The organism is Dyadobacter soli (assembly GCF_900101885.1).
Classification (GTDB): domain Bacteria; phylum Bacteroidota; class Bacteroidia; order Cytophagales; family Spirosomataceae; genus Dyadobacter; species Dyadobacter soli.
The window spans coordinates 1-19,042 of sequence record NZ_FNAN01000011.1 but is presented as its reverse complement, the minus strand read 5'-3'; the positions used below and the strand labels follow the sequence as shown (position 1 = coordinate 19,042).

At 51.0% G+C, this 19,042-nt stretch carries 18 protein-coding genes; 5 read left to right on the top strand and 13 right to left on the bottom strand.

The window, feature by feature from the left end; translation table 11 throughout:
- Positions 1-208 precede the first annotated feature (208 nt).
- Positions 209-778 (top strand): helix-turn-helix domain-containing protein, encoded by a 570-nt coding sequence (locus tag BLQ88_RS18525; protein WP_090153238.1) that lies wholly within the window; start codon positions 209-211, stop codon positions 776-778.
- Positions 779-788: 10 nt separating this feature from the next.
- On the opposite strand, the gene BLQ88_RS18520 is transcribed toward BLQ88_RS18525, so the two are convergent.
- The 5 genes from BLQ88_RS18520 to BLQ88_RS18495 form a co-directional block, all read right to left on the bottom strand.
- A complete protein-coding gene (locus BLQ88_RS18520) occupies positions 789-1,946 on the bottom strand; it encodes a monodechloroaminopyrrolnitrin synthase PrnB family protein (protein WP_090153236.1) in 1,158 nt (385 codons plus the stop codon).
- Positions 1,947-2,216: 270 nt separating this feature from the next.
- Positions 2,217-2,633, bottom strand: a complete 417-nt coding sequence (locus BLQ88_RS18510) for a putative toxin-antitoxin system toxin component, PIN family (RefSeq protein ID WP_090153231.1) — start codon at positions 2,631-2,633, stop codon at positions 2,217-2,219.
- Positions 2,614-2,844 carry a hypothetical protein gene (locus BLQ88_RS18505; RefSeq protein ID WP_090153227.1) on the bottom strand — a complete coding sequence of 77 codons (231 nt, stop codon included), beginning with the start codon at positions 2,842-2,844 and terminating at the stop codon, positions 2,614-2,616. The genes BLQ88_RS18510 and BLQ88_RS18505 overlap by 20 nt, the downstream gene beginning before the upstream one ends.
- A gap of 77 nt (positions 2,845-2,921) precedes the next feature.
- On the bottom strand, positions 2,922-3,284 hold the full coding sequence (locus BLQ88_RS18500; RefSeq protein ID WP_090153225.1) for a DUF1304 domain-containing protein: 363 nt from the start codon (positions 3,282-3,284) through the stop codon (positions 2,922-2,924).
- Between the two features lie 19 nt (positions 3,285-3,303).
- Positions 3,304-3,960: a hypothetical protein gene (locus tag BLQ88_RS18495; RefSeq protein ID WP_090153222.1), complete on the bottom strand. Its 657-nt coding sequence runs from the start codon at positions 3,958-3,960 to the stop codon at positions 3,304-3,306.
- A 299-nt stretch (positions 3,961-4,259) separates the two neighbouring features.
- On the opposite strand from BLQ88_RS18495, the gene bla reads away from it, so the two are divergent.
- Positions 4,260-4,994 (top strand): subclass B1 metallo-beta-lactamase, encoded by a 735-nt coding sequence (bla, locus tag BLQ88_RS18490; protein WP_090153220.1) that lies wholly within the window; start codon positions 4,260-4,262, stop codon positions 4,992-4,994.
- A 210-nt stretch (positions 4,995-5,204) separates the two neighbouring features.
- Here the strand turns inward: bla and BLQ88_RS18485 are convergent, their stop codons facing one another.
- Positions 5,205-5,948, bottom strand: coding sequence for a ThuA domain-containing protein (locus tag BLQ88_RS18485; protein WP_090153217.1), 744 nt, complete (start codon positions 5,946-5,948; stop codon positions 5,205-5,207).
- A gap of 243 nt (positions 5,949-6,191) precedes the next feature.
- Between BLQ88_RS18485 and BLQ88_RS37195 the strand changes: the two genes are divergently transcribed.
- Both BLQ88_RS37195 and BLQ88_RS37190 read left to right on the top strand, forming a co-directional pair.
- The gene (locus tag BLQ88_RS37195; RefSeq protein ID WP_229212745.1) at positions 6,192-6,587 is read left to right on the top strand and encodes a Fic/DOC family N-terminal domain-containing protein; all 396 of its coding nucleotides are present in this window, start codon (positions 6,192-6,194) and stop codon (positions 6,585-6,587) included.
- Positions 6,588-6,590: 3 nt separating this feature from the next.
- Positions 6,591-7,313 carry a Fic family protein gene (locus tag BLQ88_RS37190; protein WP_310590151.1) on the top strand — a complete coding sequence of 241 codons (723 nt, stop codon included), beginning with the start codon at positions 6,591-6,593 and terminating at the stop codon, positions 7,311-7,313.
- A gap of 527 nt (positions 7,314-7,840) precedes the next feature.
- Here the strand turns inward: BLQ88_RS37190 and BLQ88_RS18475 are convergent.
- The 6 genes from BLQ88_RS18475 to BLQ88_RS18450 all read right to left on the bottom strand — a co-directional run bounded on the left by BLQ88_RS18475 (position 7,841) and on the right by BLQ88_RS18450 (position 17,918).
- Entirely contained in the window at positions 7,841-11,293 is a 3,453-nt protein-coding gene (locus BLQ88_RS18475) for a PVC-type heme-binding CxxCH protein (RefSeq protein ID WP_090153215.1), read from the bottom strand.
- A 63-nt stretch (positions 11,294-11,356) separates the two neighbouring features.
- Entirely contained in the window at positions 11,357-12,589 is a 1,233-nt protein-coding gene (locus BLQ88_RS18470) for a GDSL-type esterase/lipase family protein (protein ID WP_090153212.1), read from the bottom strand.
- Positions 12,590-12,682: 93 nt separating this feature from the next.
- Entirely contained in the window at positions 12,683-13,954 is a 1,272-nt protein-coding gene (locus BLQ88_RS18465; protein ID WP_090153209.1) for an MFS transporter, read from the bottom strand.
- Between the two features lie 73 nt (positions 13,955-14,027).
- On the bottom strand, positions 14,028-15,221 hold the full coding sequence (locus tag BLQ88_RS18460; RefSeq protein WP_090153207.1) for a putative outer membrane beta-barrel protein: 1,194 nt from the start codon (positions 15,219-15,221) through the stop codon (positions 14,028-14,030).
- Positions 15,222-15,321: 100 nt separating this feature from the next.
- Positions 15,322-17,202 (bottom strand): ATP-binding protein, encoded by a 1,881-nt coding sequence (locus tag BLQ88_RS18455; protein WP_090153204.1) that lies wholly within the window; start codon positions 17,200-17,202, stop codon positions 15,322-15,324.
- 20 nt (positions 17,203-17,222) lie between these two features.
- Positions 17,223-17,918 carry a LytR/AlgR family response regulator transcription factor gene (locus BLQ88_RS18450; protein ID WP_090153202.1) on the bottom strand — a complete coding sequence of 232 codons (696 nt, stop codon included), beginning with the start codon at positions 17,916-17,918 and terminating at the stop codon, positions 17,223-17,225.
- Between the two features lie 185 nt (positions 17,919-18,103).
- On the opposite strand from BLQ88_RS18450, the gene BLQ88_RS18445 reads away from it, so the two are divergent.
- On the top strand, positions 18,104-18,637 hold the full coding sequence (locus BLQ88_RS18445) for a hypothetical protein (protein ID WP_143016870.1): 534 nt from the start codon (positions 18,104-18,106) through the stop codon (positions 18,635-18,637).
- Between the two features lie 95 nt (positions 18,638-18,732).
- Here the strand turns inward: BLQ88_RS18445 and BLQ88_RS18440 are convergent.
- Positions 18,733-19,042 (bottom strand): integrase core domain-containing protein (locus BLQ88_RS18440; RefSeq protein WP_143016869.1); only part of this gene is annotated, 310 nt, incomplete at its 5' end.

Genomic DNA, 19,042 nt, shown 5'->3' with positions numbered 1-19,042 from the left:
CATGCCTGACGGCATTGCTACGCGATTTGGAGTATTTGCCCGGCAATAGCGATACAAGTTGAGGCTGGAATTCCGATGGCAGAGCAGTCAAATGCACCGAAAATGCGGGCTTTTCGACCGGTGAAATTACCACCACACGCAAATGCCGTAGCAATGCCGCTATCATTCCCGCTCCTGAATGGTTAAATTTGGGTAAACCAACTTCAATATGAGCAAGCTAAACATTTCGGAACAAATCAAAACCCTGCGCCGGGCGAAGGGACTTTCACAGGAAAGCCTGGCCGAAAGCGCACGCATTAACCTGCGCACATTACAACGCATCGAAGCCGGCGACACCATCCCGCGCGGGGAAACGCTCCGCTTACTCGCTCAGGCGCTCGATGTACTCGTGGAAAGCCTTACCCCGGCGCCCGCAGAGGATGCTTCATTCCTGAAAATCCTGAACCTTTCCGCATTGTCGTTCTGGATCTTGCCAATGGGCGGCGTCCTCGTCCCACTGATACTTTGGCTCTACAACAAACGCCGCATCGCAGGGGTCGACGACCTCGGCAAACGCATCCTGAACTTTCAGATCACCTGGGCGATCCTCGTCTACGGTATCACCATCACAATGGTGGTACAAACTTTTGCAGGACATATGTTTGTCAACCCACTCGTGGTGGTGTGCATTCTATTCCTGCTGTCGTTTGTGAACACGGCGGTCATTTTGAACACGCATTTCAAAATCGTGCGCGGCGAGGGGGATTCTTACTGGATGGGGTTGAAAATTATCCAGTGATCAGCACCACTTACCTGCCGGAATAAACCAATGACGCCCCGGACTTGACCTCATAGAAGGAAATGTAGGCATCCAGTTTCGCCACCTTCTGGTTGGTCAGCTTCACAATATGCGAAAGAATATCAGGAGAATAGCCGCCGCTGCCGTGACTTCGGTGGTCGCTATTCTCCGAATCCACTTCCCGAATTTCCTGCGCATAAGCTTCCTCGGCAACCTTCTTATGCGGCATTCTGAACCGTTTCAGCTGCTGGAAACACTGCCGGAGCGCGCGCATGGATTCCAGCACAATCGGGTCGAAATCAAGGCGATCGTCGATGATCGTTCGGAAGCATTTACCTAGCAAGCTGTCGTGCTTTTGGTATTTCAAATAAATATCCCGCATTTCAGGGTGAACATAAGGCAGGTAGGTTTCCTTGAAAACGCGGTAATCCTCATCCGCACAATCACAACTCCAAAGCAGCTGATCGAACACAAACATTGGCATCTCCACCGCCCCGGGGCCGAGGTATTCACGCCCGCCAATACGCACCGGATCGAAATACAGCCGAAGCTCGGTGGCAAAAAAGGACAACGACACATTCCGTCGCGCCAGTACCATGCCGTCAACCACTTGCTGGAAACGGGCCGCCGCATTCTCACAAATTATTTTAAAATCAGTGAATTGCATAGGCGTATGATGCAAATTTGCCAGCAAACGTATCGCCTTCACCAACGGGTCCATCGCTTTCACAACACTATCGATCAGGCAATGCTCGTCACGTGTATCCGTATACGTACGCCTGCGATGATCGGCCGGGTTCCAAACCGTGTAATGCAACAGCGTATCGCGAGGCGGCATCGAAGTCGTCTCCGCCAACACATTCATTATAGCTTCCAGATCATGGATAACAGCACAAGGCTCAATACCATGTCTTTTGATCGAACCCAGAAAAATACCGATATCCCGAATCGCCGCATTGGCCTGATGGTATTCTAAATCCTGCGCACCACACAAGGAAGGCGTCACCGTGTTCGCCAATGACACCAGCGCACTTACATCCCTGCTGTTGTTGATATCAGGTATTCTCTTCATCAAATCGTCGGCCCCAAGCGGATCCAGATTTGCAATTATGTCATTTTCACTACTTTTCTCCTGCCCTTTCCAAATACCATAAGCGACTGCCGTCATGCATGTTTCCCGTTAAATTTCGAACTAAACCAGGCCGCTGCGGTGCTTTCAATTGTATCCGCACGCAGCCGGTCGGTATTAAGGGAAATTTGTACCGCACGATGGACATCAGGAGAAAGGATAATTATCCGGCCGAAGTCAATGACTCAGCGGACGCGGCTATCTGCTCCCAGAAGCCTGGGGTGCCAATGCACACTTAAACTGCTGGGGATTTATTCTACATTAAGATGTGATACCCGAAGCTTCGTCTTATCTGTCTAGATCCGACAACTAACTAGATGCTATATTCCAATAATCCTTCGGAGTTAATATTCGCGCTCCTTTATACTCCGGGAAGGTGAAATCATTGGTATTTCCGGTCACGATGAAGTCCGCCATGCATTCCTCTGCCAGTTCCAGGATTTTATTGTCATCTTGATCGGAAATGATACTAATTTTTACACTGGGATAGTATTTCACCGCCCTGTTATCAATGTCCGCAAGTAGCGCCTCGGCGCGGATAAAGAAATCAGGAAATCGCGAAAATTTGGGTCTGGACAAGACCTCGTAGTATTCAGCAAGCAGTTCGTCTGAAACGCAAAGCTGTATCTTTTCTTCGACAAAGAGCTGCCGAACGATCAGATAGGGATAATTTTTCTGGATAAGTGCTGATACAAAGACATTTGTATCAATGATTACTTTTTGCATGTGTGCGTACAGCTTTCACCTCTTCGGTGATTTCGTCCATCGTCATATCCGACAGACCATATTTTTCCGCCAATTCAACAGATTTTTCCAGATTCTGCCGAATCAGCTCCTTGCTAACCAAATTGAAGAGTTCTGAAAAAGTCAGACTCTCTTCCTTTAGCCCAAGACGTTTATATTCATTTTCCGAAATCGATACATTCAACGTCCTCATAACACCAGTGTTTACCCGAATTTAGATAAATTTTTGTTAAACAGGAATAGTCGCGACGTTGCGTTAACTGATCTCCCTTACAAATGCAACACCACCAAAGCGACGATCGCCGGTAGCGCCTGCACGAAAAATATCTTCCTGCTGGCCGTCACAGCCCCGTAAATCCCCGCAACAATCACACAAGTCAGAAAGAAAACCCCGACATACAACCGCCAATGATGGTCCTCGATCAGCAGCGACCAGATCAGCCCCGTAGCGAGGAAGCCGTTATAAAGCCCCTGGTTCGCCGCCAGCGTCTTGGTAGGCTTGAAAAGCTCCGGCGCGAGGGAGCCTTTGAAAGTTTCCTTGCCCTTGGTTTCCCAGGCGAACATTTCGATGTAGAGAATGTAAAGATGTTCCAGCGCGACGAGGGCTACGAGAATGGTGGCGAGTGTTTGCATGGGCCAGGGATTATGTGGATCAGATCAGAACAATTGATTTCATGAAGGTTTGGAACTCGTTGTGAGCGTTTTCACCCACCTCATCGGAGTCATGCATGTTAATGTAGTAATAATAATCATTGTGTTCGATAATCAGCACCGTCAATCTTGTCAAGACATCTCCATTGAGTTTTAAATGTTCAAAAAGGTAGCTCGCATGCCGGATATACGCCTTCCGCCCGGAAATTTGGATAGGCCCTTCAATTTCATACTCGCGAAAGTCCTTCAAAATAACGGCCGTACCTTCCCCGGATAATTCGATCAGCTCTTCAAAAGAATCAAATTCAAAATCCAGCTCGGATTTGTGCGTGATAAATGCGCCGATCGTGGGCGAAAACTTTCCTTCATTTTCCGGAGAATCCGGCCAGTATTTGGTGATAATGAATGCAGGTTCTCCCACCACTTCCGCGACCTCCTCCTTATCAACCCATTCCTCATCAATAATCTGCTCGTCCAACAACCGTTCGTAATCATTTACAGAAACAAATCCCCACGTATCAGGCTTTTCCAAAATGATCCCGAATTGTTTATTAACGTAGTAGTTATTGTTGGTCGAGACCTGCTTCAATGGATTATCAATCAATCCCGCCAACGCTTTCGCAGCGCGTTTAAAAAACTCCTTTTTCCCGATTCCCATTTATTTTAAGATTAATCTTCGGCAATCCACTCTATGTTCCGTGACAAAAGTGGATTCCAATTTAATAGCATCTCACTCAACTTGTTTAAAATCTACGGAATCGTCTATTGACTTTGGAAACGCATTCAAGGAATGCCCAAAATCCCGAAGCCACTCGATCTCACAATAGACTTCGATTGAAGTATTGTTAATGCCATTTGTAATCTCAAACATAATGTATGTCGTTTAGCGCCCCAATATAGCAAATTCCAGTATCTTGCCATTCAGTCAACTGTTCACTCCCCATTTCAAAGTTAATCATGCAAAAACACATCCTCACCTGCCTGCTCGCCCTCCTGTACACATGCATACGCGCGCAGACGCCTGACAAAAGCTTCAAAACAGACGACCTTGTGATCCAAAAGTTGACCGACCACTCCTACCAGCACCTCACCTACCTGCAAACCGAAACTTTCGGCAAAGTTCCCTGCAATGGACTGATCGTTTTTGACGGCGGTGAGGCGGTGATTTTTGACACGCCGGCGAACGACGCAACATCTGAAAAAGTGATCAAATGGGTAGAGGACAGTTTGAAATGCAAGGTAAAAGCTGTGATCGCCACGCATTTCCATGAGGATTGCGTAGGCGGGTTGAAGGCATTCCACGATCACGGACTCCCGTCGTACGCGACCAACAAGACGATTGCATTCGACAAGGAACATAAATTCCCGGTGCCACAGAAAGGTTTCGATAATAAGCTGGACCTCAAAGTTGGTAAAAAAGCAGTCGTGGCGGCATTTTACGGTGAAGGACATACGCGCGACAATATTATCGGCTACTTCCCTTCCGAAAAGGTGATGTTCGGTGGTTGCCTGATCAAGGAAGTCGACGCGACCAAAGGCAACCTGGCCGATGCCAATGTGGAGGCATGGTCCGCGACCGTAACGAAGATCAAAGAAAAGTATTCCGACGTGCAAGTCGTGATACCAGGTCACGGAAAGATCGGCGACACCGCGTTGCTCGACTACACCATTAAATTATTTTCACAAAAATAACCACAGCGCGGTTACCTGCTTATAGAAGTCCAGGAATTCCCCAAACGAATCAGCTCCGGAGGAGCTTCCTGTCGCGATGGATCAGGAAGCTCCTCCGGAGCTGAAACATTATAGGGAATCTGAATTTCTATAAACAGATGGCCACGCTGTGGCCAAAGCCTATCGGCGGTCAGCGGTCGGCCGTCGGCGGTCAAAAAATCCGCCCAGCCACTACTTCACCCCTTTCCCCGTAGCAGCCCAGTAAATGCCGCCATAAAGGTGGTCGAGGAACGACTGATCCGAGTACACCAGACCAATGTGTCCCAGGCCGGTATAGAATGCGCGGCCGCCGTCGAAGTTGTGGTACCATGCAATCGGGTGCTCGCCCATGCCGGTGCCCTGACTGGTTTTAGGATCGTAAGTTTTTTCGTCCAGGTTAATGAGCACTTTCAGGTCGTCGGCGTTGAGGGGTTTTTTGTATTCGTACCACTCGTCGGTCCAGAGCATGCGTTTCGGGAAACGTTCGAGGCCTGGGAAGTTGCTGTCTTTAACGTCGAGGAATGCGGTTTGCTGCGCCGGGTGCGTTTTGAAATAAGCTCCCACCAACTTGCCGTACCATGGCCAATCGTATTCTGTATCGGCTGCGGCGTGGACGCCTACCCACCCTTTTCCGCTTTTAATGTACTTTTCGAGCGCTGCCTGCTGGGTATCGTTGAGGATATCGCCGGTTGTGTTCAGGAAGATCACAACGGCGTAGTTAGCCAGACTTTTGTCATTGAAAACATCGGCATTCTCCTGCCAGTCGACCGAGAAGTTATGCCTTGATGCGAGGTTCCTGATCCCGGCCACGCCTTCATGGATTGAAACGTGGTGAAAACCAGCGGTTTTGGTAAAAAGCAACGCCTTGAACTGCTGTGCATGCGCTGTAACCGCGCTTCCGATCAGAAGAGACAGGGCCAGTAATTTTTTGAGCATGATTGTAATTGGGATTGAATGTGAATGTATTTAAAAGTGGGCGCGTCGGAAATTTACTGTTTCGAAAGCGCAAAGAAACAGGAGTTCTACACGCGATCTTCCCGGTTTAATGCCTAAAATCAAGCTAACATTAAAAACACTATAATTTTAATGTTAGCTCGATTTTAAACATTAAATTTGATGTCAAAACCAGAGCTAACATTAAAAACACCACAATTTTAATACCCAAATTAGCCCACCAACATGCCGTACCCGATCAACCCAGACCGAAATATCCCCTGGAATGACCTTCCCGAACTTCCGATTTCCGAAGAACTGTACCGGAATATCGACGTCTACGAGGCGCTGGCGAACGCGAAAGCGGCATTGGGAAGGCTGCAAGGCCGTAGCATAGCCATTCCAAATCAAGCCATGCTGATCAACACGATCAGCTTGCAGGAAGCGAAGGCGTCGAGCGCGATCGAAAACATCTTCACGACCGACGATGAACTGTATAAGGCATTCAGCGAGGAACGGGCCAATGAAATGAGCAGCTCGGCCAAGGAAGTCCTGCGCTACCGGGAGGCGCTCTGGTTCGGCCACGACTTTCTGAAAAACAGCGAACAGTTCAGCGAGGGCTATTTCAGGGTGGTGTATTAGGAAATTTATCAAACTACGGAGGGCATCAGGCCGCCATTTATACAAACGCATATACGGCAAGGGGGTACCGGTCCTAATGCAGGCAAGGCCGTGTACACACCGCCCAGAGGAGCAGGCATATTGGAAGCCAAGCTGCGCAACCTCGTCAATTTTTTGAATGATGATAAGGCCTTCAAAGTCGATCCTGTGCTGAAAATGGCGATCGGGCACTACCAGTTCGAAGCCATTCACCCATTCCGCGACGGCAACGGGAGGACCGGTCGTATTTTCAATATCAATTACCTTACCAACAAAGGATTGCTCGATTACCCCATTCTTTTTCTCAGCCGCTATATTCTCGACAATCGGGATGATTATTACAGCGGCTTAATGGGCGTCAGCCAGCGCGGCGACTGGAATACCTGGCTCAAATTCATGCTGAAAGCCGTCGAAACAACGGCCATATTGACGTACAACAAAATCAACGACATCCTGAACGCCAAAGACGCCATTCGTCAGGTCATTCTCGACGACACCGCCATCACCCGGCCCGAACTTCTCGTCAACGCCATTTTGACCCAGCCATTTACCCGGGTCAAACATTTGACGGATCAGCGGTTATATGCAGAGAATACTGCGAAGAAGTATTTAAATCAATTGATTGATTTAGGCGTGTTGCAGCGCAGAGTAATTCAGGGAAATCACTATTACTTGAATTTGGAGCTGTATCGGATTTTGGGAGAATGATCTGCTATCACTCAGCTTTCTGATCCCTGCCTGATAGGGATTCTCAGCCAGGGAATTAATTTTTCGAAGGATTTGACCTACGGCTTTTGACGGCAGCCTTTTAAGTTCTTTCAGTGCGTGTTTTTCGTAACTGATTTTATATCTCATATTTTACCATGGTTCCGCAGGAATTCCATGGCTTCTTCTTCTGATACAAACTCTCCATTCTTCCGCTCCTCATAGACCTTCATATCGATCAGATCCTCATGGATTTCCCGTGCTGTTAACTTCCCAGGCTTTGGCTTGCCTTCCAATACTTTGCCAACTTTCTTTTATATCGTTTGCATAGACGTGAGTAATTTGAGTCAGAACAAATTTACACCTTTTTAAGCCATTCGTCAATGCCAATTTACGGCGGAAAAGTCCGAATCCTGGAAGCAATTATCAAGCATACTATATCCATTATCGGAGGGCACAAAATATTTATCAAACAAAAAAACAGCCGACCCACAAAATGAGCCGGCTGCATTCAATAATATCCATCAAAACTACCTTCCTACCTTCAAGCGCGTCTGCGCGCCGCCGGTAACATCTTTCAGTTCTACTTTCAAACCGCCTTTCACAACGTTTCGGTCGAGAACCAGCGTGATCGGTTGAATACCTTGTGAAAGGTCGGCGGTGATCGTACCGTCGGAGACTTTCAATGATTTGCTGCCGTTGTAGGCCGTCACGCCGCCGGGGCTGTTCAATGCGAAAGTTACTGGCCCTTTGGTCAATGCTTCGATTTCGAAACGGACGATGCTGAACGGTTTGCCGGCGCTGTTCTGCATTTCGGGCAACTCGTCGATCGGCAATTCGCCGGAAACTTGACTGTAAATCGGGCTGGTGGTGACTTTGGCTCCCTTTCCTGCGATTACAGCGCCGCCGTCCATCGAGAATTTGCCAGCCAGATCCTTGCTGAGCGCGACGTTCTCCCACCTGCGCACGTAACGCGTTGCGGGCACGCGGAAGTCGCCCGGTTCGCCGAGTTTGGTGAGGAATGCGATGAGGTTAACGAACTGGTCGCGGTCGAGGCTGGCGGTGAGGCCCGGAGGCATCAGCGAGCCGGGAACTTTCTCCATGACTTGTACCTGACTTTTGGCGATCGATACTTCTTTACCCGTCACATCGCGGATCACGATTTCGTTGGCGCCGTCGGAAGCGAGGTAGCCCATCAGTTCTGAGCCGTCTTTTTTCACGACACGTTTCAAATCGTAACCTTCCTTGATCGAATTGCTAGGATAAATGATCGAACGGATGATCGTTTCGGCCGGCGAGCTGGTACCGAGGCTGCTCAGATCGGGGCCGATCAACCCGCCTGCACCACCGATGGCGTGGCAGGTAGTACAGCTCGACTCGGCTTTGCGGAATATAAGCTCACCTTTGGCGGCGTCACCCTTCTCGCGGGCCAGTTTGGCAAGGCCTTCGATCGTTTTGTCGTCGAGATCCTGGGGCATTTTCGGCGCGGGCATGGAACCGCCGGATGCTTCCAATGCTTTTTTCAATGCGGCAACTTCGTCGATCAACTGGCGCGTCCAGCCGGCGCGTTGCTGCACCAGTATGCGTCCGCGTTTGGCGAATGCTTCCGGGATTTTCTTAGCGGCAATGGCGTCGGCCAATGCTGCTGCACCCGAATTGGACGGAATGAATGCCAGGAACAGGTCGGACACGTCAGTATCCGCCGGGAGCGAGCGCATGAGCTCCGCGCTTACCTGTGCGCCTGCCTTTTCATCGAGAGCAGCCAGTTGTGCAGCTGCGATAATACGCACTTCCGGTGTGTTTTTCGGGCTGGTCAGGTCGGTTACCAACTGCAATGCTTTGGGTTTGTCAATGGCTCCCAATGCACCCAGCGCAGCTTTTTTGGTAGCCGGGTTACCACTTTGGATAAGGCTGGTTAACCGGTCGTTCAATGAAGCTATTTTCCAGAGGCCGATCAGACGGATCGCGCTCAGGCTTACGGCTTCGTCCTCGTTGCCGATCAGCGACGCGATGCGCTCGGTGTTTTTGTTCGGGATGACCTTCCGCTGACTTCCCGCTTCTTCCAATGCAGCCAGTTGTGCAGCCGCATCTTTGTTATTGGGCTGAACGGCCAGATCGAGGAGCATATTCAGGTCGGTAGGCTGCCCGAGTTGTGCGATCGACGCCAGAACGTCCTTTTGGTATTCATCCGGCACCTGGCCCTTTTGGTATAATGCGGTAAGCAATGCGGCAGCGTCGGCACTGGTGGCCGATTTCAATGCATAGGCGGTCTTTTTAGCATCGCCGAGCAGGTTCGGATCTGTTTTCAGTTTGGCTACCCACACCGGTTCCAGTTCCCGCACGGTCTGCCACAATGCGAAATCGAGGAATTCGTCCATTTGCGCGTCCAGCACGGTCAACGCCGTTTTTGCGGCTTCCGGTGTCTTGGTCTTGCGCAATGCGATTACCGCTTCCAGGCGTACCTGCGGGTGCGCATCGCCGACGGCCCTCGCGAGCAATGCAGGCGTATTGGAAACTTTCGGGTACCAGAGCGCCAGCGCACGCAATGCAGCCGCACGCACATTATGACTTTTCGCATTCAGCAAATTGAGCAGTACCGGCTCGTTTACGGTTTCAAGCGTTTGGTATAACCATAATGCTTCCAGCAGGTTATGCTCGTACTTCGCATCGTTTTTATCCAAACCGGCCACCCATTTTTCCAGTGCAGGCAAAACTTCTTTGTTACCCCGTGCCTTCAACACCTGTTTCGCTTGCAGGCGCGTCCAGTCCTCGGGTGCTTTTAATGTTTCAAGTAATTCATTTACAGTTGCTTTTGCGAGTTGCGGCTTTTTCACCAACGGACGGTTTTTAGCCACAATCCGCCAGATACGACCGTGCTGCTGGTCGCGACGGGGATCGTGAAAGTCGACCTCGCCGTGCTGGATAATGGGATTATACCAGTCGGCAACGTAAATGGCGCCATCCGGTCCTACATTAATATCCACCGGACGGAAGGCCACATTGTCAGACCACATCAAATCGTCGGTTTGTTTCGACACATAGCCACTACCCTGCTCTTCCAGTTTGAAACTGTTGATACGGTTGGCGCGGAAATCGTTGGTGATCATGCGGCCCTGCCACGCCTCGGGCAAATGTCCGCCGGAAACGACGTCCAGTCCGCTATGTTTCGGCTGGCCGGGGTTCAATCCGCGGAGAATGCGGGCAGCGCCGGGAGCCGTCACGAATGTCGCGCCGGGGAATGCATAGTTAATACCCTCACCACCAGCACCATCCGTCGCAAACGACTGTCCCCATTTATCGAACTGCAAGCCCCACGGGTTCACGAGGCCGCGTGCGTACACGTCCATGTCCAGGTTGCGCGTGTTGAGCTGCCACACACCGCCGCCTTCGAGGCGCTTGATACCAAATGGCGTCTCCACGTGGCTGTAAATGTAGATCGATTGGTTGAAATACATCCTGCCCTCTGGTCCCCAGCGGAAAGTGTGGATCAAATGGTGGGTGTCGCCGGTACCGAAGCCGCTCAGGATACGGCGCTTCTTGTCGGCTTTACCATCGCCGTCGGTATCCGCGAAATGCAGGATTTCCGTCGAATTGGCCACATAACAGCCACCATCTCCGGGCAAGATACCGGTTGGCTGGATCAATCCTTCGGCAAAAATGGTCGATTTATCGGCCTTGCCGTCACCATCGGTGTCTTCCAAGACGAATATCTTGTCGTTCGCTGATTCGCCGGTTTTCAAATGCGGGTATACTGTGCTGCTGACCACCCACAGTCGGCCTTCGGTGTCCCAGTTCATCTGGATCGGCTTCGCTACCATCGGGTCGGAAGCGAAAAGAGTTACTTCGAAACCTTCGGCCAGTTTGAAGGATTTCAATTCCTTTTCAACATCCGGGTCAAGGTTAAAGGGCTGCTGCTCGGGCTCGGTCGACGAGATCAGCAGCGCCATCGGAAGGAGCAATGCTCCGTAGAGTAGTTTTTTCATATGTATCGTCGGCGGTCAGCGGTTGGCGGTCCGCCGGATTAATGTTCTGATATCAGTTTTAGGTTAATCCAGCTTCCGCAGCTCATACACCACTTCCTTCGGCTCGCTATGGAGAATAATCTGCCCTTCGAGCCATTTGATGAGGATATTCTGCTCTTCGAGGCCCTTCACATGACGGCCTTGCTCGTACTTGCGGAAACCGACGATGTAGGTCTGGTTCAACGGCCGGTACTGGAAGAAATGCAGCTCGTTTTTACGGATAATCATCTCCCGTATCCGCGCCGATTGCTCAAACTGCGGGCCCTGTTTGATCTCCACACCCTTCTCCCACTCCTTAGCGGAAGCGGTAACTACCTGTGCATTAGCGGCCGTCAAAGTGTAATATCCTTTTTTCAACCCAATGATTCTGAGCACATTGGCATCGTTACCTACCCAGCTGCTGGCTTCCGGAAATGGCAATGGCAGGTATTTGTCGGCAGCTACGAAACGCGCGATCACGTTGTTATCCTTGCTGTCTGTCAGAATTTTAACATTGGAAGAATAGGGCGTCGGCTTCGCGATGGTAATCGTCGAAGTTTCGCGTTCGTTAGGCAAGCCTAATACTTTTTCCAGTACGTCGGCGAGATAGTAATAGCCGGTTTCGTTCAAATGGACGGTATTTTCAATGATATCCGCCTTCTTGCTGGTGTTCAATACCGGATTATAAATGTCGACAAACTGCTTGCCGCGCTGGGAAGCCACGTCGGAAATCGCTTTGGAATACAGTTCGAGATCCGCATTGCGCGCATCGATATGCTGTGCAGTATCGGCAGAAACGACGGGGATCGTCGAAAGTAATACCGTTTTCGCCCCCAACGATTCAATTTTATCAATCAATTTATTCAAACCATCCTTGAAATGCGCAACACCCGGCTGGCCTTCCTGCGCTTCCACGCCTCCGTACGCGAGGAACACGACGGTCGGGGCGGCTTTGGTGATGTCCTGCATCAAATGCTCGTACGGTGTCGGCGGGTTGGTGTAGGTGCTCCGGGCCTCTCCCCAAACGTTGTCGCCTGTCCAGCCGAGGTTGCGGAAAGTAATGCCTTTATCGGCAAAACGGGTCGTGAGTGCCAGTTCCAGGTAACCGTATTGGAACTCGTTTTCGAAAATAGAATTCCCCAGGAAAACCACCCGGTCGCCGTCTTTCAGCGTGAATGCATTCGGGCTTTTGTTCTGGGCGAGGGTCGGTCCGTAGACGAGGGTTAGTAGTAACAGAAAAACACAAACCGGGAACCCCGGCAGTCTAAAATTGCTCATTTACTTTGGATTAAGTGTTTGGCAGAGTAGTTTAATAGCATACAAAGACCCAAAGCCGCTGAACTTAATCGCCCGCCACACAAAAATCGAGCATCAGACCTCCTCCGCGACCGGTTGCGCCACTTTCGGGGCGGGAATAACGGCGATAGTGATCACCGTCGCAAGCACCAGCGCCACAGCCATTAATGTGTAGGAGGCATTGAAATTACCCGTTTCGCTATTGAGATACCCTACTAAATAAGACCCCGCAAACGAGCCCAATGCACCCAGGCTGTTGATAAGCCCGATGGCGCCGCCAATCACATTTTTAGGCAATATTTCCGCGATAGCGGCAAAAAACGGCCCGTAAGGCGTGTACAACGCACCGCCCGCGACCACGAGCAATGCATAGGCGAGCCAGAAATGCTCCGTCCCGATCCACACCGCCGCGTAAAGGCATACCGCCGCAATAAGCAGGAACGGCCATACGAATACCTTCCGGTTGCCTGTTTTATCCGAGAAATAGGATGCCGCGAGCATTCCCACCACTGCAAACACATAAGGTACTGCCGACAGCCAGCCCGTCGTGACCATGTTCATATTCGGAGCCGCTTTGATAATGGAAGGCAGCCACATCACAAAGCCGTAAACGCCGACGCTCCACAGCAGGTATTGCAGGCAGAGCAGGATTACTTTCGTCGATTTGAATGCCTCCGCGTAATTCTTGACCGGCTTGATGCCCGCCTGCTCGGCTTTCAGTTTCTCTTCTACCGCTATTTTTTCTTCGTCGGTCAACCATTTCGCCGCCATCGGCCGTTCGTCGATGAGTTTCCACCATATAAAAGCCCAAACGATCCCGGGCGCGCCCTGGATAATGAACATCCACCGCCAGCCCAGAGAATCAATCAAATACCCCGAAAGTACCGACATCCAGAGCACCGTAACCGGGTTGCCCAGGATCAGGAATGTGTTCGCACGGGAGCGCTCTTCTTTGGTAAACCATTGGCTCAGAAGAATGAGCATGGCCGGCATTACCGCGCTCTCAACTACTCCGAGCATGAAACGGATGACGATCAGCGCGGTTGCGTTGTTGACCATCCCGGTAGCCGCCGCCAGACCGCCCCAGAGGATCAACGAAATGAATATCAGCTTCTTGGCCGTGCGCGTAGCCGCATAATGCGCACCGGGAATCTGAAAAAAGAAGTATCCGAGAAAGAACAGCGAGCTGAGCAACGTCGAGGTGTTCGGGTCAATTTTGAGGTCATCGGCCATTCCGCCCGCAACGGCGAACCCGAAATTGGCGCGGTCGAGGTAAGCGAGGCTGTATGTGACAAAAACGACGGGAATAATGCGGTACCAGCGTACCTGGGCGAGTTGCGGCTTCATGCAGGATTCAGGAATTGATATGCATTAAAACACAAAACCCCGGCGGTTCTACCATCGGGGCAATGTAATGGGGTTATTTCTCAAATAGTTTGTATCCCAAAATCAGCGACAGTTTCGTAAAATCAGCGTCGACCCTGATGTAACTGGAATAAATGTCCCTGTTAATATAATACCGCGCCTCAGCACTGAACCGACCGGTGGCAATTCCCGCTCCCGCCGCAAAGCCCGAGCCGCTGATGACTTCCATTTTTCGCTCATCGGCATCTTTTCCGAACTGCTTTTCCGTAACCGTCCAGCCGAAAAGCGCATTGACAAAAATCTTCGTCCTGTCGCTCAGAAAGAAATAATGCCTGACACCTACCGGAACTTCGATCGTCCAGAAATTGACGTCCACATCCAGGCCGGTGACTTTCAAAGGCATTTTATGGTATTGAAAAGCAGGTTCTGTAAAGACCGACCATTTATTCCGGTGAAACGACGCGATATATTCGGCTTCCACTCCTCCCCTGAAAAACAGATAATTACCCTTTCGCTTATCGTTTTGGAGCGTGGTGAATCTGCTGGTTGTGAGCATTGTGAGGTTAGCGCCCGGTGTGATTTTCAGGTTAAACTGATCACGGCTCCCGGATCTCGTATTGGGTGCCGCCGGGTTCTTGCAGCTATTGAATTTTTCAAAAAACCGCGTCAGGTCGCTTTCGCGATAGTTGGTGCGTTCGATATCCTGCTGTGAAATGCCCTGGCATGCAAGGTCGTTCAGCAGTTGCTGCCGGAAGCCGAAGTTGGTGGCAGTTTGTCCATTGCCGTCGATATACCTTCTGAAAACCAACGGCGTATACAATGAATCGGATTTTTGATAGTAAAACTGAGTTACCTCGCCCCGCTTGTATTGCAGAAGCGTGGCCTCGCCTTTCACCAGTACTTTCAGGAACACCAGTTCTTCTTTCCAATCCGGATTCCGGCCGTTTGAAAGCCGGTTTACATCGGTCGAGCTGTCATCTACCTTCACCAGGGCCCGCACATAGGAATTGCCGCCGTCGATACCGAAAGCACTTACATCCTGCAACGCCGCTTCCAGCACCTCGTCGCTGCCAGGCAACCGGTAACGGAAGGACGAGGGGTTATTGTCCCAATCGACATTACGGATGTTACAAACGGTTTTCACCTGGTCATTGCTGATGAAATAGCCTTTTTCAAAGCGTATCTGCGCTTTTGCGCAAATGGAAAGCAGCAGGAAACAAAGGATCAGCGCAGGTTTGTTGCGGGGCATAAGTGGTAGCGGTTCGATTTTATTACAAAATAATCATAAAAAAATAATGTAACCGCTCAGACAAAATATTTCTACGAAGCGCTGCATGGCTCCCGGATTGTTATGGCAACCGCTCCTTATCCAACTGAAACCGCCGGTAAAACAGCCCGGCCTCGCCCAACGCCTCTTTACAAACGGTAAGTACCTGATCCACAGACACGGCAATGTCGACCGCGGCCGCTGTTTCGCTTTCCAGCACATCCAGCGGCCCATCGAGCAATGCATTCAGGCCCATGATCGAAATCGTCGTTTTAATGCCGTGGGCAATGCGCCGGATCTCGCCCGGGTCGCGTTTGGCGGCTGCGTTCGACAATGCTTCCAGTTCGCGGGGCATGAGGTGCAGGAATTGTTCCGTGACCACCTTTTCGTAAGCCGGGTCACCGTTGCTGATCTCCCGCATGTAATCGAGGTTTATCACTTTGAATGCCTCCGAGAGCGATCCGCTTCCGGGCGCAGGATTTGAAAAACCGGCAAATATCCTGTCTAGCTCACTTTCCCGTACCGGTTTGGCAATGTGGTCGTCCATGCCAAGGCGAATGCATTTCTCTTTTTCGCCTTCCATGGCATGCGCCGTCATGGCGATGATGGGCAGTTGGAGTTTCAGTTCCTCGCGGATCGTGCGCGTGGCCGTGTAACCATCCATTCCCGGCATTTGAATATCCATGAAAACCAGGTCGAACCGTTCGTTACGCAGCATTTCCACGGCTTCGTGCCCGTTACCGGCAATGCGGCCTTCGATCCCCCGCTCTTCCATGAGCCGCATCATCAGGCCCTGGTTGATGATATGGTCTTCGGCGATCAGTACCCGCAGCCCGGGGCGTTGCGGGTGCGCCTCGTCCGAACGTGCGTCCGTTGCGGGCACCTCGCTCACCATCGCGATCCGGTAGGGAATCGTCACTTTCACGGATGTGCCCTGGCCCGGCTGGCTCGTGACGCCGATGTGCCCGTCCTGCAAATGCACCAGATCCCGGACGATGGACAACCCCAGCCCGGTACCGCCGAATTGCCGCGTGGTGGAATCTTCGGCCTGTTTGAACCTTTCGAAAATCGTTTCAAGCCGCTCGTTTTCAATGCCTATGCCCATATCCGTCACTTCGAAAGTAAGGTTTACCCGGTCGCCATTGCCCGTGTCGGCGGTGACCCGGAGATTTATTTCTCCCTTTTCGGTGAATTTGAATGCATTACTTACTAGGTTGACCAGGATCTGCGTCAGCCTGGTAGGATCTCCCGTAATGGTTGCGGGAATCCCGGGATCGAGTGAAACAATGAGCGGCACCTGCTTTTCAGCCGACCGGTGATGGAACATCGTCCCCACCGAATGCGCCAATGCCCCGGGATCGAACGGTACGCGCTCGATCCGCATCATGCCGGATTCTATTTTGGATAAATCGAGAATGTCGTTCACGATTGCCAGCAACGTTTCGCCGGATTGCTGTACGGTGCCCAGATGCAGACGGGTGTCCGCGTCGAGTTTTTTCTTTTGGAGCAGATTGGTATAACCCAAAATCGCATTCAGCGGCGTGCGGATCTCGTGGCTCATATTCGCCAGAAAGTGCTCTTTGACCAGCACAGCTTCTTTCAGCTTCCTTTCGCTGGTATTAAGCTGGCCGATCAGCTCCGCCTGCTTCTTCATCCGGCCGATAATGATCGCGAAAACGGCCGTAAGCAATGCCAGTACGCCTACGATCACGTACAAATTCCAGCGCAATACCCGCTGCCCGCTCTGGTCTACCGCATCCATTTTCCTCGCCAGCGCCGCGCGGCTCGTGCTATCGGCCTGATGCGAAAGCCCGCTGCTCACGCGGTACTCATCGAGCAGGTTCTCGTTGGCGCTGATGAGCTCCTCCACATTACGGCGCGTCATGTACTGCGCCCCTACCAATGCCAGCACGGCAGCCACAAAGCCGATAGTAATGTAAATGACGAGCGTGCGGACTCTCATGGATTCAATTTTTCAAAAAATCACAACACATTCAACCGGCGGTTCAGCGCCGCGCGGTAGGTATCGGCGACGGGCACCATTTTTCGGTTGATAATAAGCGTGCCACCTTCGATCGTATCGATTTTACCTACCTGTATGATAAACGACCGGTGCACGCGGAGGAACTTCGAATCGGGTAGCTTCGCTTCGACGTCTTTTAAGGAAGCATGCACGGAGTAGAATTTTTCGAGGGTATACAGTTTGACATAATCCCCCATGGCCTCGGCGTATAATATATCCCCGATTTTGAGCCGGCGAACGATGTTCGAATCGCGGATGAACAGGAAACTGTCGTCCTCCATCCGCAACTCCTGCCTTTTGCTTTTGAAAATTTCCCGGGCCTTTTCGATGGCCTGCAAGAAACGGGCGGGCGTTACGGGTTTGGTAATGTAGTCGGCCACATTCAGTTCGAATGCTTCGGCGGCGTATTCTTTTTTGGAGGTGGTGAATATGATCACCGGATTTCTGGTACCCAGGCTTTTCACCAGTTCAATGCCGGTCATCCCTTCCATTTCAATATCGAGCAGCAGGAGGTCCACCTGCTCGTCCATGATCCTGCGGTAAGCGTCCATCGCATTGTCGCATTCACCTACGAGTACCAGCTCCTTGTCGTGCTTCACAAGCTGCTTCAATGTGGTGCGGGCAATGATGTTGTCGTCGATCACCAGGCAATTCATATTCGATGGTCCGGTTGAGGTGGAGGAATGTGAAAACCAAAGTAGCGAAAAGAAATCACAAAGACACTTCCGCCCTTTTCACCGACAGTTTCTGCCCTTCTGGCTACGCGCTGTTTCGCAGGTTGGCGGCACCAGGTAGTTTTGGATCATTCAAAGGATCAATCACCAAAAAACATAGCATCACAATGAAAGCTTTCATCACTTCCGCCATCATCGCCGCATTGGCCATCACCGGAGCCCAGGCACAAACCCTGGCCAAAGACACCAGAAAAGAAAACCGCGCCGAAAGACATGCCGCAGCCCATCAGAATGTAAGTTCACGTTCCAAAGACAGCTTCTATGCCGATTTCGGCCAGGTGCCCGACGCCCAATGGGTAAGAGGCCCGCAGTTCGACGAAGTTACCTTCACCAAAGACGGCCAGAAACAAACCGCTTTTTACGATAGCCACTTCATCCTCGTAGGCACTACCGCCAACAAAAAATTCGCCGACATTCCTGCCAAAGCCCAAAAAGAAATCCAGAAACAGTTTAAAAACTACGCAATCGGCGCGGTGGTAGAATACAAAGACAATGAAAACAACGACACCAACATGCTCCTCTACGGCACCCAGTTTGAAGACGCCGACCATTACTTCGTGACCGTTTCCAAAGGCAAAGAAGCCGATGTGCTGATGGTCAAAACCGATGGCCAGGTGTCGTTTTTTAGTACTCTTCGTTAAAAGGGAGGAAAGGAGGATGGAGAAAGGGAGGAAAGGATGTCTTGTCCTGAAAAAAGTGGACAGGTTATTACTAATTTCCTTCCTTCTTTTTCCTTTCATGCCACACTGAGTTTGTGCACGTTCGAAGGCGTTTTCAAGTTCAGCGACCAGTGAGGCCTCTTCTCGTTGTACAGGTGAATTGCCTCCTTGACCGATTGCAAGCACAGTGTCTTGGTTTTGAATGTGGTGTTTAATAAAAATTCATGCTTTAAAATTCCATTGACGCGTTCGGCAAGGCCGTTCTCATAACAGTGGTTGGCTTCGGTCATGCTAATGGTAACCGCATGCTTTCGTAACAAACTCACGTAGCTTTTACTGCAATATTGAATGCCACGATCAGACCGGGCCGCCGGAGCGGTGGTGGAC